The organism is Streptomyces sp. NPDC048514 (assembly GCF_043199955.1).
Taxonomy (GTDB): domain Bacteria; phylum Actinomycetota; class Actinomycetes; order Streptomycetales; family Streptomycetaceae; genus Streptomyces.
The window spans coordinates 165,619-178,602 of the sequence record NZ_JBICWT010000002.1 but is presented as its reverse complement, the minus strand read 5'-3'; the positions used below and the strand labels follow the sequence as shown (position 1 = coordinate 178,602).

General features: G+C 74.7%; 10 protein-coding genes and 1 riboswitch. Of the genes, 4 read left to right on the top strand and 6 right to left on the bottom strand.

The features are described from left to right. The first annotated feature begins 149 nt into the window (after positions 1-149). Both cbiE and cobM read left to right on the top strand, forming a co-directional pair. The gene (cbiE, locus tag ACGFT2_RS03745; protein ID WP_393273137.1) at positions 150-1,412 is read left to right on the top strand and encodes a precorrin-6y C5,15-methyltransferase (decarboxylating) subunit CbiE; all 1,263 of its coding nucleotides are present in this window, start codon (positions 150-152) and stop codon (positions 1,410-1,412) included. After that, positions 1,409-2,158, top strand: coding sequence for a precorrin-4 C(11)-methyltransferase (gene cobM, locus ACGFT2_RS03740; RefSeq protein ID WP_393273135.1), 750 nt, complete (start codon positions 1,409-1,411; stop codon positions 2,156-2,158). Before cbiE ends, cobM begins: the two co-directional genes overlap by 4 nt. A gap of 114 nt (positions 2,159-2,272) precedes the next feature. Here cobM and ACGFT2_RS03735 read toward each other — a convergent pair whose 3' ends face one another. After that, positions 2,273-3,424 carry a cobalt-precorrin-5B (C(1))-methyltransferase gene (locus ACGFT2_RS03735; protein ID WP_393273134.1) on the bottom strand — a complete coding sequence of 384 codons (1,152 nt, stop codon included), beginning with the start codon at positions 3,422-3,424 and terminating at the stop codon, positions 2,273-2,275. A 45-nt stretch (positions 3,425-3,469) separates the two neighbouring features. On the opposite strand from ACGFT2_RS03735, the gene ACGFT2_RS03730 reads away from it, so the two are divergent. Further along, positions 3,470-4,231, top strand: coding sequence for a cobalt-precorrin-6A reductase (locus ACGFT2_RS03730; RefSeq protein WP_393273132.1), 762 nt, complete (start codon positions 3,470-3,472; stop codon positions 4,229-4,231). 69 nt (positions 4,232-4,300) lie between these two features. Here the strand turns inward: ACGFT2_RS03730 and ACGFT2_RS03725 are convergent, their stop codons facing one another. The 3 genes from ACGFT2_RS03725 to ACGFT2_RS03715 are packed head-to-tail and all read right to left on the bottom strand — an operon-like array spanning position 4,301 to position 7,736. After that, on the bottom strand, positions 4,301-5,788 hold the full coding sequence (locus ACGFT2_RS03725) for a precorrin-2 C(20)-methyltransferase (protein ID WP_393273130.1): 1,488 nt from the start codon (positions 5,786-5,788) through the stop codon (positions 4,301-4,303). Further along, positions 5,785-6,456, bottom strand: a complete 672-nt coding sequence (locus ACGFT2_RS03720) for a precorrin-8X methylmutase (protein WP_393273128.1) — start codon at positions 6,454-6,456, stop codon at positions 5,785-5,787. Before ACGFT2_RS03720 ends, ACGFT2_RS03725 begins: the two co-directional genes overlap by 4 nt. Further along, entirely contained in the window at positions 6,453-7,736 is a 1,284-nt protein-coding gene (locus ACGFT2_RS03715) for a cobalamin biosynthesis protein CobG (protein WP_393273127.1), read from the bottom strand. Before ACGFT2_RS03715 ends, ACGFT2_RS03720 begins: the two co-directional genes overlap by 4 nt. A gap of 58 nt (positions 7,737-7,794) precedes the next feature. Further along, positions 7,795-7,951: riboswitch (cobalamin riboswitch) on the top strand. Between the two features lie 62 nt (positions 7,952-8,013). Between ACGFT2_RS03715 and cobN the strand changes: the two genes are divergently transcribed. Then, positions 8,014-11,640: a cobaltochelatase subunit CobN gene (gene cobN / locus ACGFT2_RS03710; protein WP_393273125.1), complete on the top strand. Its 3,627-nt coding sequence runs from the start codon at positions 8,014-8,016 to the stop codon at positions 11,638-11,640. A gap of 181 nt (positions 11,641-11,821) precedes the next feature. Here cobN and ACGFT2_RS03705 read toward each other — a convergent pair whose 3' ends face one another. Continuing rightward, a complete protein-coding gene (locus ACGFT2_RS03705; protein WP_393273123.1) occupies positions 11,822-12,163 on the bottom strand; it encodes a hypothetical protein in 342 nt (113 codons plus the stop codon). Continuing rightward, on the bottom strand, positions 12,160-12,840 hold the full coding sequence (locus ACGFT2_RS03700; protein ID WP_393273121.1) for an RNA polymerase sigma factor: 681 nt from the start codon (positions 12,838-12,840) through the stop codon (positions 12,160-12,162). Before ACGFT2_RS03700 ends, ACGFT2_RS03705 begins: the two co-directional genes overlap by 4 nt. Between the last annotated feature and the right edge of the window lie 144 nt (positions 12,841-12,984).

The window sequence follows — 12,984 nt, the reverse complement described above, 5'->3', positions numbered from 1 at the left end:
GCGCGGGTGTCGTTACGCGCCCCGCACGCGCCACCGCAGGGCCCTGTGAGGCGAGGCCCCGCCGGATGGGAACCCTGGGCTCGGGTGCACGGGTGACCGCCCAGTAGAGTGCGCCACTGTCGCCCGTCCCAACTCCGAGGTATGCCGCAGTGACCCCCGCCCGACCAGCACAGCCGTTCCCCGTCACCGTCGTCGGGATCGGGGCCGACGGATGGCAGGGCCTCCCCGAGTCCTCCAGGACCGAGCTGCGTGCGGCCGGAGTGCTCATCGGAGGGCAGCGCCAGCTGGACCTGCTGCCGCCCGAATGCGCGGGGGAGCGCATCGCCTGGCCCTCGCCCCTGCGTCCTGCCGTCCCCCGGCTGCTCGCGGCTCACGCCGGCCGCCGCATCGCCGTTCTGGCCAGTGGCGACCCGATGTTCTACGGCATCGGGCGCGCCCTCGCCGAGGAGGCCGACGCCCTGCGGGTGCTGCCTCACCCGTCCTCGGTGTCCCATGCCGCCGCCCGCCTCGGCTGGCCCCTGGAGGACGTCGAGGTCGTGACGCTCGTCGGCCGCCCCGCCGCCGGCCTCGCCGCCGCCCTGCACGAGGGCCGGCGCCTCCTCGTGCTCAGCGCCGACGCCGGCACCCCCGGCGAGGTCGCCGCGCTCCTCAGGGACCGGGGCTTCGGGCCGAGCCGCATGCGGGTCCTGGAGCAGCTCGGCGGCGACCGGGAACGCACGACCGCCGAGACCACCGCCGACGACTGGGTGCAGAGCCAGTCGCCCGGCGATCCGCTCAACATCGTCGCCGTCCGATGCCGTCGCGCACCGGACACCCCGCGGCTCGGGGCCGTGCCGGGCCTGCCCGACGAGGCGTACGAGCACGACGGGCAGCTCACCAAGAAGCACATCCGGGCCGCCACGCTCGGCGCACTCGCCCCCGCCCCCGGCGAACTGCTGTGGGACGTCGGCGGCGGATCCGGCTCGATCGCCGTCGAGTGGATGCGGACCCACCCCTCCTGCCGGGCCGTCACCGTCGAGCGCGACCCGGTGCGCGCCGAACGCATCACCCGTAACGCCGAACGCCTGGGCGTGCCCGGACTCAGGGTCGTCGGCGGGGCGGCTCCCGCCGCTCTGGCCGGACTCCCCGCCCCGAACGCCGTGTTCGTGGGCGGAGGGCTCACGGCACCCGGTCTCCTCGACGTCTGCTGGGCGGCGTTGCCGCTCGGCGGACGGCTGGTCGCGAACACGGTGACCCTGGAATCCGAGGCGCTGCTGGCCGATGCCCATCGCCGGCACGGCGGCGAGCTGGTGCGGCTCGCGGTGGCGCACGCCGTGCCCGTGGGTGGCTTCACCGGCTGGCGCCAGGCCATGCCGGTCACCCAGTGGTCCGTAGAGAAGACCGTCGACCCCTCCCCAGGAGCAGACAGATGACCGTGTACTTCATCGGCGCCGGCCCCGGTGCCGCCGACCTCATCACGGTGCGCGGCGCCCGCACGCTCGCCGCCTGCCAGGTCTGCCTGTACGCGGGCAGCCTGGTCCCGCGCGAACTGCTGGCCGAATGCCCGCCCGGCGCACGTCTGGTGGACACCGCCCGGCTGAACCTGGACGAGATCACGGCCGAACTGGTCCGCGCGCACGAGGAGGGCCACGACGTGGCCCGGCTGCACTCGGGCGACCCTTCCGTGTTCAGCGCGATCGCCGAGCAGATGCGGCGACTGGACGCGGCCGGCGTGCCGTACGAGGTCGTCCCCGGCGTTCCCGCCTTCGCCGCCGCCGCCGCCGCCCTGAAGCGGGAGCTGACCGTGCCGACGGTCGGTCAGACCGTCATCCTCACCCGGGTCGCCCAGCAGGCCACCGCCATGCCCGAGGGCGAGGATCTTGCCACCCTCGGCCGCAGCGGCGCGCTGATCGTGCTGCACCTGGCCGCCAGGTACGTGGACCGCGTGGTCGACGAACTCCTCCCGCACTACGGTGCCGACTGCCCCGCCGCCGTCGTCGCCTACGCCTCCCGCCCGGACGAGCTGATCATCCGTGGCACTCTGGAGGAGATCGCCCCGAAGGTGAAGGAAGCCGGCGTGCTGCGCACCGCTGTGATCATGGTGGGGCGCACGCTGGGTGCGCAGCAGTTCGGCGACAGTCACCTGTACTCGCCGGAGCGGGAACGGCACCTCTGCTGAGCGGAGTCGCCTGCTGCGCCGTCCGGACGTCCCCGCCGGCGGCGCAGGGTCCCGGGCGGGGATCGGCGCCGGGAACGGGAAGGGGCGGGACCGCGCCGGGGACGGGAGCGGGTGTCATCGCACCGAGCTGCGTCCCACGACGGTGCCCGCACGGTCGATGCAGATGACGTCGACGGCGACCGGTGCTCCGCGCAGCACGGCCAGCGCCTCGTCGCGGGCCGCCCCCGCCACCAGGTCACCGAGCGGTACCGCGGCGCCCTGGCACAACTGGAGTGCGGCGAGACCGGTGTTGGCGGCGGCCACCTCGCGGGCGAGCCTCTCGTCCGCGCCGCCGTCCCGGGCCAGCGCGGCCAGGAAACCCTTGTCGACCTGGGAGCGGCCGGAGTGCAGGTCCAGATGGCCCGCGGCGAGCTTGGAGAGCTTGGCGAAGCCGCCGCAGATCGTGAGGCGGTCCACCGGGTGCCGGCGGACGTACTTCAGCACCGCACCCGCGAAGTCGCCCATGTCCAGCAGGGCGTCCTCGGGCAGGGCGTACTCGGCCATGACCGTCCGCTCGGAGGTCGACCCCGTGCATCCGGCGACGTGGGTCCGGCCGGCCGCGCGGGCCACGTCCACGCCCCGCCGGATGGAGTCGATCCAGGCCGAGCAGGAGTACGGCACGACGATGCCCGTGGTGCCGAGGACGGACAGGCCACCGACGATCCCGAGCCGCGGGTTCCAGGTGGACCGGGCGATCTCCTCGCCGTGGTCCACGGAGACCGTGATCTCCACGTCGCCACTGCCGCCGTGCCGCTCGGCGACCTCGGCGACGTGCTCGCGCATCATTCGGCGGGGCACGGGGTTGATGGCCGCCTCGCCGACGGGCAGCGGAAGGCCGGGCCGGGTGACGGTCCCCACGCCGGGCCCGGCTCTGAAGACGACGCCCGTCCCCGCGGGCAGCCGCCGTACCGTCGCCCGGATCAGTGCGCCGTGCGTGACGTCCGGGTCGTCACCGGCGTCCTTCACGATCCCCGCCATCGCGCTCTGCCCGGACAGCCGCTCGGCGGCCAGCGCGAACGACGGCTTCTGCCCCTTGGGCAGCGTGATCGTCACCGGGTCGGGAAACTCGCCGGTCAGCAGGGCGGTGTACGCGGCCGTCGTGGCCGCCGTCGCGCAGGCACCGGTGGTCCAGCCGGGCCGCAGCCCCGTGTGCTCCAGCTGGGCGCGGCGGCCGCCCTTCGCCGCGCCGGAACCCGGCGCCCCGCCGGTGCCGCTCGACTCATCCATGTCCCTGCTGCTCCCGCTGCTCCTCATGAACGGACCCGGACTCCCATGCACGTACTGATTCTCGGCGGCACCACGGAGGCCCGCCGTCTCGCCGAACTGCTCCACGGCCTGCCCGGGCTGAAACTGACCAGTTCCCTCGCCGGGCGGGTCGCCAGCCCCCGGCTGCCGCCGGGCGGCACGCGCGTCGGCGGCTTCGGCGGGGCGGACGGACTGGCGGCGTGGCTGCGCGAGCACGAAGTCGGCGCGGTCGTCGACGCCACCCACCCCTTCGCCGGAACGATCAGCTTCAACGCGGCCCGGGCCGCTGCCGCCACCCATGTTCCCCTGCTCGCCCTGCGCCGCCCCGGCTGGGTCCCCGCCGAGGGCGACCGATGGCACGAGGCGGCCTCGCTGGAGGAGGCCGCCCGGTCACTGCCCGCACTCGGCCGCCGGGTGTTCCTCACCACCGGGCGCATGGGCCTGGCCGCTTTCGCGGACCTGGACGACCTGTGGTTCCTCGTGCGGTCCGTGGACGCTCCCGAGCCTCCGTACCCGTCCCACATGGAGGTGCTCCTCGACCGCGGCCCCTTCGATCTGGGGCGGGAGCGCGAGCTGCTGCTGCGCCACCGCATCGACGTCGTGGTGACGAAGGACAGCGGCGGAGCGGCCACGGCGCCGAAACTGACGGCCGCCCGCGAGGCCGGCCTGCCCGTGGTCGTGGTCCGCAGACCACCGGCGCCCGCCGGCGTGCCCGTGGTTGCGGACCCCGAGGAGGCGGCCCGGTGGGTACGGGAACGTTCCGGGCCGGAGCCGTTCTCGGCCGGTTGACCCGGACCTGGCAGGGGCCGCTCGCCGGGAAGCGAGGCTCACGCCCCTGCGGCGCGGTACCGCGCGCTCTCACGCCTCCGGATACCGGCGCGGCGTCCAGACGATCTCCTCGCCGTCTCCGCGTCGTACCACCCGCGTCTGCGAGGAGCCGACCAGCAGGATCGTGCGCATGTCGACCTCGGCCGGATCCAGCTCACCCAGCGCCACGATCCGTACGCTCTCATCCGCACCGCCCACGTCCCGCGCGACCACCACGGGTGTCTGCGGCGCCCGGTACTCCAGCAGCAGTTCCCGGGCCTTGCCCACCTGCCAGGTACGGCTGCGCGAGCCCGGGTTGTACAGGGCGAGCACCAGGTCCGCGGAGGCCGCCGCGCGCAGCCGCTCGGCGATGACCTCCCACGGCTTGAGCCGGTCGGACAGCGAGAGGGTGGCGTAGTCGTGGCCGAGGGGAGCGCCGGCCCGCGCGGCAGCCGCGTTGGCGGCGGTCACCCCCGGCAGGACCCGCACCGGCACGTCCAGGTACTCCGGCCGGGAGGCGGCCTCCAGGACGGCGGTGGCCATGGCGAAGACACCGGGGTCACCGCCCGACACGACGGCCACCCGCCGTCCACGCCGGGCCAGTTGCAGGGCGAACTCGGCGCGCTCGGCCTCGACCCGGTTGTCCGAGCCGTGCCGGGCCTGGCCCGGCCGCTCGGGCACCCGCTCGAGGTAGGTCGTGTACCCGACCAGGTCGTCGGCGGCGGCCAGCGCGCCGCGTGACTCGGGCGTCAGCCACAGCGGACCGGCCGGACCCGTACCGACCACGACCACTTCGCCGTGCGCCCGCGCGGGCGGTTCGGCGTCGACCTGGCTGGGCAGGACGGCCACCGAGAAGTACGGCACCGAGTCCGGGTCCACGTCCGCCAGTTCGGCGACCCGTTCCTTGCTCATGGTGGCCCGCTCCACGTACCGGGCCTCGGCCAGACGCCCGGATCCCTCCAGGGCGCGGCGCACCTTGGGGAAGGTCCGGCCGAGCTTCATCACCACCGCCGCGTCCGTCGCGGCGAGCCGTGCGGTCAGCTCCTCCTCGGGCAGGGTTCCCGGCAGGATGGTCAGCACCTCCTCGCCCTCGGCGAGCGGTGCGCCCAGGCGGGCCGCGGCAGCCGACACGGACGTGACACCGGGGACGACCTCGGTGTCGTAGCGGTCGGCGAGCCGCTTGTGCATGTGCATGTAGGAGCCGTAGAAGAGCGGATCGCCCTCGGCGAGCACGGCGACGGTCCGGCCGGCGTCGAGGTGGGCCGCCAGCCGGGCCGACGCCTCGGCGTAGAACTGCTCCATGGCGCCCCGGTAGCCACCGGGATGGTCCGTGGTCTCGGTCGTGACCGGGTAGACCAGACGTTCCTCGATGTGGTCGGCCCGCAGGTGCTTCGCCGCGATCGACCGGGCGATCGACCGGCCGTGCCGGGCGCTGTGGTAGGCGATCACGTCCGCCCCGGCGATGACCTCGACCGCCCGTACGGTCATCAGAGAGGGGTCGCCCGGGCCGAGACCCACCCCGTACAGCTTGCCGCTCATTCTTCCTCGCTCGCGATCGCGTTGAGCGCGGCGGCCGCGATGGCGCTGCCACCGCGACGGCCCCGCACCACCAGGTGGTCGAGCCCCGACGCATGCGCGGCGAGGGCGTCCTTGGACTCGGCCGCACCGATGAAACCGACGGGGACACCGATGACGGCGGCGGGCCTCGCAGCGCCCTCCTCGATCATCTCCAGGAGCCGGAAGAGAGCGGTGGGCGCGTTGCCGACGGCGACCACCGAGCCCTCCAGCCGGTCGCGCCAGAGCTCCAGCGCGGCGGCGCTGCGCGTGGTGCCCAGCCTCGCGGCCAACTCGGGAACGGCAGGGTCGGACAGCGTGCAGAGCACCTCGTTGCCGGCCGGCAGCCGCTTGCGGGTCACTCCGCTGGCCACCATCTGCACGTCGCAGAAGATCGGTGCGCCGGCGCGCAGGGCCTCGCGGGCCCGGGCCACCACCGCGGGCGTGTAGGACAGGTCCCGGACGAGGTCGACCATTCCGCAGGCGTGGATCATGCGCACCGCCACCTGGCTGACATCGGCGGGCAGGCCGGCGAGGTCCGCCTCCGCGCGGATCGTGGCGAAGGACTGGCGGTAGATGGCCGCTCCGTCCTTCTCGTAGAAGTGGGTGGTCACGGTGCTTTTCTCGTCACTCTCGGTCGTCTTGCGGCTCATGAGCTGAACGCCGCCAGGGCGGCGGGTATCTGGGAAGGGTCTGCTGCGCGGGCGGTTCGCGGTCTCGGGCCGGCCGGAGCGGCGGACAGGCGGTAATCGCCGCCCGGTTGCGCGACCACCTCGACATGGTCGGTCCGTGGCTGCCCGCACCGGCGTTCGCAGCCGGACCAGTACAGGGGGAGGCCCGGGTCGCCGATGGCCTCGACCGTCCGGGCCGCGTCCGTCCGTACGTCGGCGTGTGCCTTGGCGCACCCGGGCCGGCCGATACAGGCACCCACGTGAAGCCAGGGTGATGCGGGATCGGTGACCAGACCGGCCGCGCCGAGACGGGCGAGCGCTTCGGCCGCCTGCCCGGGGGTCGTGCCCACGGCGGGGAGGACCACACCGCGCCAGGGGGTGAGCCGGAGTTCGGTGCCGGCGAGCTGCGTCAGCCCGTCCCACTGGTGGGCCGAGAGCCGTCCCAGCGGGATGTGCACCGACACGGCGCCGTCGACGATCCCCGGGGGAGGGCCGTCCGCGACGCCGGCCGGCTCGGGGTGGTCCGTGTGGCCGATCCCCTCGGCGTCCAGGCGGTGACGGACCAGGCGGGCCATCTCATCTCCGGACAGGCCGAGTTCGGGCAATCGCCAGGCGCGCTCACCATGCGCCCGGGCCGCCTCGAGGAACGCCTCGGCGGCCACCAGCGCGGCCCGGGGCGCGTCCCCGGCGGCCACCCGCACCGAACCCGGGGCGAGCCACGCACCGCCGTCCGCGAGCGCCCGAACCGTGACATCGGCACCGAGGCCGGACATGTCACCACGCCCGTCGTCCAGGGCGAACAGGAACCGGCCGGAAAGGCCCTTCGCGGCCCGGCTCGCGCACAAGGCGGTGTCGAGAGCCGTCAGCCAGGGCCGTACGTCCCGGAAGCCGGCGCCGCCGAGACCGGACAGGGGTGAAGCCACGACATTGCGCACCCGCTCGTGCTCCCGCGAGGGCAGCAGGCCGGCCGTGTCCAGCAGTTCCGCCAGCTCCGCACCGCACCCCTGCGGCAGCCCGCGCAACTGCACGTTGCCACGCGAGGTCAGATGCAGGTCTCCGTCGCCCAGCCGGCGGGCCGCGACGCCCAGCGCGCGGGCCTGACCGGTGGACAGCACGCCCCCGGGAAGCCGGATGCGGGCCAGCGCTCCGTCGTCCGCCGCGTGCAGGCGCAGTGCCCCCGGGCAGGCGTCACCACGGTCCCGTGCGGCGGCACGGGCGGGCGATGTGGCCTGGGACGACGGATGAGGGGCTGCCGCGGACATGGCCGTGAGCATACCTACGATCACTCCGACTGTATGTCCCGCACACCCTTCGGGGGCCCTTACTATGCTCCCGAGTGGATCACCCGGTCCACGAACCGCCACAACGGCGAAAAGGGGAGGAAGCCGGTGCGAGTCCGGCGCGGTCCCGCCACTGTGAACCCGTCCACAAGGGACGGGTGAGCCAGGAACTCCCTTCCCCCGCATCCGGCTTCGCCCGGGGGGCGAGACCCATCCCACACCGCCCGGGGCGCGGACCCCGAGGAAGGCCAGGCATCGCATGCCCACTCCGCCCGGAGAGCGCGCTCCCAACGCCCGCGAGATCCTGCTCCTGTCGACGTCCGACACCGACCTGCTCAGCGCCCGCGCGGCCGGCGGCCCGGTCTCCTACCGTTTCGCCAACCCGTCCAGGCTCCCGCTGGACGACCTGCCGGCCCTCCTCGACGGAGTCGGCCTGGTGGTCGTACGCCTCCTCGGCGGGATCCGCGCCTGGCAGGACGGCCTCGACCTGCTGCTCGCCGACGGCCGTCCGGTGGTCGTCCTCAGCGGTGAACAGGCCCCCGACGCCCAGTTGATGGCCGCCTCCACGGTCCCGGTCGGCATCGCCGCCGAGGCCCACGCCTACCTGGCCCACGGCGGCCCCGCCAACCTGGAGCAGCTCGCCCGGTTCCTCTCGGACACGGTGCTGCTCACCGGGCACGGCTTCGACGCGCCCGCGCCCGCACCCACCTGGGGCCCGCTGGAGCGCGCGAGCCGGCCCGCCGACGGCCCGACCGTCGCCGTGCTCTACTACCGCGCCCACCACATGAGCGGCAACACGGCCTTCGTGCACGCCCTGTGCGACGCCGTCGAGAACGCGGGCGCCCGGCCGCTGCCCCTGTACGTCGCCTCGCTGCGCGCCCCCGAGCCGGAGCTGATCGACACCCTGCGCACCGCCGACGTGATCGTCACCACAGTGCTGGCCGCCGGCGGCACCAAGCCCGCCGAGGCATCGGCGGGCGGCGACGACGAGTCCTGGGACGCCGGCGCCCTGACCGCCCTCGACGTCCCCATCCTCCAGGCCCTGTGCCTGACCGGCTCCCGCACGGCCTGGGAGGAGAACGACGAGGGCGTCTCCCCGCTGGACGCGGCCAGTCAGATCGCCGTCCCCGAGTTCGACGGCCGTCTGATCACCGTCCCGTTCTCCTTCAAGGAGATCGACGCCGACGGCCTGCCCGCCTATGTCGCCGACCCCGAGCGCGCGGCCCGCGTCGCCGGGATCGCCGTACGCCACGCACGCCTTCGCCACATCCCGCCCGCCGGCAAGCGCCTCGCCCTCGTGCTGTCCGCCTACCCCACCAAGCACTCCCGCATCGGCAACGCCGTCGGCCTGGACACGCCCGCCAGCGCCGTCGCCCTGCTGCGCCGGCTGCGCGAGGAGGGCTACGACTTCGGCGACGCCGACATCCCCGGACTGGCCTCCGGTGACGGTGACGAGCTGATCCGCGCGCTCATCGAGGCGGGCGGCCACGACCAGGAATGGCTCACCGAGGAACAGCTGGCCCGCAACCCGGTCCGCATCCCGGCGGCCGACTACCGCCGCTGGTACTCCACTCTCCCCGCGGACCTGCGCACGGCGGTCGAGGAGCACTGGGGCCCCGCACCGGGCGAGATGTTCGTCGACCGCAGCCGCAACAAGGACGGCGACATCGTCCTTGCGGCGCTGCGCTTCGGCAACCTGCTCATCCTCATCCAGCCCCCGCGCGGCTTCGGCGAGAACCCCATCGCCATCTACCACGACCCGGACCTCCCGCCCTCCCACCACTACCTGGCCGCCTACCGCTGGATCGGATCCCCGGTCTCCGACGGCGGATTCGGCGCCGACGCGATGATCCACCTCGGCAAGCACGGCAACCTGGAGTGGCTGCCCGGCAAGAACGCGGGCCTGTCCGCCGCCTGCGGCCCCGACGCCGCCCTCGGCGATCTCCCGCTGATCTACCCCTTCCTGGTCAACGACCCCGGCGAGGGAACCCAGGCCAAGCGCCGCGTGCACGCCACCCTCGTGGACCACCTCGTCCCGCCGATGGCCCGCGCCGACTCCTACGGCGACATCGCGCGCCTGGAGCAACTCCTGGACGAGTACGCCCAGATCTCCTCCATGGACCCGGCCAAGCTGCCCGCCATCCGCGCCCAGATCTGGACCCTCATCCAGGCCGCCCGCCTCGACCACGACCTCGGCCTGGACGACCGCCCCGACGACGACGGCTTCGACGACTTCCTCCTGCACGTGGACGGCTGGCTCTGCGAGGTCAAGGACGCCCAGATCCGCGACGGTCTGCACGTCCTCGGCAACCCGCCCGCCGGCGCCGACCGCGTCAACCTGGTCCTCGCCATCCTCCGCGCCCGCCAGATCTGGGGCGGCGCCCAGGCCCTGCCCGGCCTGCGCGAGGCCCTCGGCCTGGACGAGTCCGCCGCGACCCGCACGACCGCCGACGCGGCCGAGGAGCGGGCCCGCGCTCTGGTGCAGGCGATGGACGACGCGGGCTGGGACCCCGCCGCCGTACCCACCGAGCACGGTGAACAGGTGGCCGCCATCCTGGAGTTCGCCGCCCGCGAGGTCGTCCCGCGGCTGGCCGCGACCACCGCCGAGATCGACCACGCGGTGCATGCCCTGGCCGGCGGCTTCGTCCCGGCAGGCCCCTCCGGCTCACCTCTGCGCGGCCTGGTCAACGTCCTGCCGACCGGCCGCAACTTCTACTCCGTCGACCCCAAGGCCGTCCCCTCCCGGCTCGCCTGGGAGACCGGCCAGGCCCTCGCCGACTCCCTCCTGGAGCGCTACCGCGCCGACAACGGCGACTGGCCCACGTCCGTCGGTCTGTCCCTGTGGGGCACCAGCGCCATGCGCACCGCCGGTGACGACGTCGCTGAGGCCCTCGCCCTGCTCGGCATCCGCCCCGTCTGGGACGACGCCTCCCGTCGCGTGACGGGCCTGGAGCCCATCCCGTACGAGGAGCTGGGCCGCCCCCGCATCGACGTCACCCTGCGCATCTCCGGCTTCTTCCGCGACGCCTTCCCGCACACCATCGGTCTGCTGGACGACGCCGTACGCCTCGCGGCGTCGCTGGACGAGCCGGCCGAGGCCAACCACGTCCGCACCCACGTGCAGGCGGACCTGGCGGCCCACGGTGACGAACGCCGCGCGACCACCAGGATCTTCGGCTCCCGCCCCGGCACGTACGGCGCCGGCCTGCTGCAGCTGATCGACTCCCGCGACTGGCGCACCGACGCCGACCTGGCCGAGGTCTACACCGTCTGGGGCGGCTACGCCTACGGCCGCGAACTCGACGGCCGGCCGGCTCGCGAGGACATGGAGACGGCCTACAAGCGCATCGCGGTCGCGGCGAAGAACACCGACACCCGCGAACACGACATCGCCGACTCCGACGACTACTTCCAGTACCACGGCGGCATGGTGGCCACCGTGCGCGCACTGCGCGGCACGGCCCCCGAGGCGTACATCGGCGACTCGACCCGCCCCGAGACGGTCCGTACGCGCACTCTCGTCGAGGAGACCTCGCGCGTCTTCCGCGCCCGCGTCGTCAACCCGAAGTGGATCGAGGCGATGCGGCGCCACGGCTACAAGGGCGCGTTCGAACTCGCCGCCACGGTGGACTACCTGTTCGGCTACGACGCCACGACCGGCGTGGTCGCCGACTGGATGTACGACAAGCTCACCGAGACGTACGTCCTCGACCCGGCCAACCGCGAATTCCTCCAGCAGGCCAACCCCTGGGCGCTGCACGGCATCGCCGAGCGGCTGCTGGAGGCGGAGTCGCGGGGGATGTGGGAGAAGCCGGACCCGGCGGTGCTGGAGCAGCTGCGGCAGGTGTACCTGGAGACCGAGGGGGACCTCGAAGGGGACGCGTGACGGCTCCGGCCGTCGCGCGGGGTCGCGACGAGCGCCGGATCTCCCGGAGGCCGGCCGCGGGGACGCCGTAGCGGCACGTCCCGCGGCACGGCCGGCCGGTGCGGGACGCCGCCTCTCGGCCAACCGCGCGCCACGGGTGTGCCGTCGGTTCGGGGGTGACCGCGTCCGCCGGCCTCCGGGACTAGGGCCGCCGTGCGCTGGGGGAGGGCTGGGCGGTGAGGGGGCCGGGGGGACTGGGGGCCGGTGACGGTGTGCCGGTGGTCGGCCGTGGTGGTCGAGCCGGCCCGGACGGGCCCGGGTGTGCGTCGCGTACGGTGAAGAACACCAGCGCCGCCACGGCGGCCAGCGCCAGCACCCCCACCACGGCCAGGCGCAGCCGCACCCGGCCGGGCCGCGCCTGCGCGACGGGCGGACGCAGGGGCCGCAGGTCGGCCGGGCCGACGGAGCGCGCCCGCGCGGCCAGGGCGGCCCGCAGCCGTTCCTCGACGAGTGCCGACGCGGTCCCGGTGCCGCTCTCGTTCATCGCAGCCCCTCCAGACGCCGGCCCAGCGCGTCCAGCGCCCGGCTGGCCGTCGATTTGACGGTGCCCCGCGACAATCCGAGCGCCGCCGCGATCTCGGCCTCGGTCAGATGCGACCAGTAGCGCAGCACGAGCACCTCCCGCTGACGCCGGGTCAGCGTGCGCAGTGCCGCCAGCACCTCCTGGTGGTCCTCGTGGATCAGCACGTCCTCCTCCGGGGCGGGCGCGTGCTCCTCGCGCGGGGGGATGTGCGCCCGTACCGTCCTGCGCCGGCGCAGCACCGAGCGGGCCCCGTTGACCACGCTGGTCCGCAAGTACGCCTCCGGGTCGTCCAGGGAGCCGAGCCGGTGCCCGTGCCGGCGGAACAATGCGGTGAACGCGTCCTGGACGACGTCCTCGGCCGTGGGCAGGTCGTCCACCAGCAGCACCGCCAGGCGCACCAGCGAGAGCCGGCGGTGGTGGTACAACTCCTCGATGGCCGGCGGGGCTTCGGGCGCGGCGGGTGGAGGTGGGCCGGTGCGGAGCCCGGTGCCCGGCGCCGCCGGTGCCGTACCCGCGCGGGGCCGGGCGGGCATGCGCGCCCGCAGAGTCCGGATGAACCGCCGCCAGGGGACGGGGTGTTGCGCGATGCCGGGCCGGTGCCAGGGCAGGCCGGCCGCCGGCGGTGTGGCTGTCGTCATGGATCTCCCGGAGCCGGATGGGGGGGTGGGGGGGGCCGCCGCCCGGCGGCGCCCCCCCCCCCCCGGGGGGGCGTGGGGGGGGGGCCCCCGCGCCGGGGGGGCGGGGGCGGGGGGCGGCCCCCGCGCCCGGCCCCCGCGCCCCGG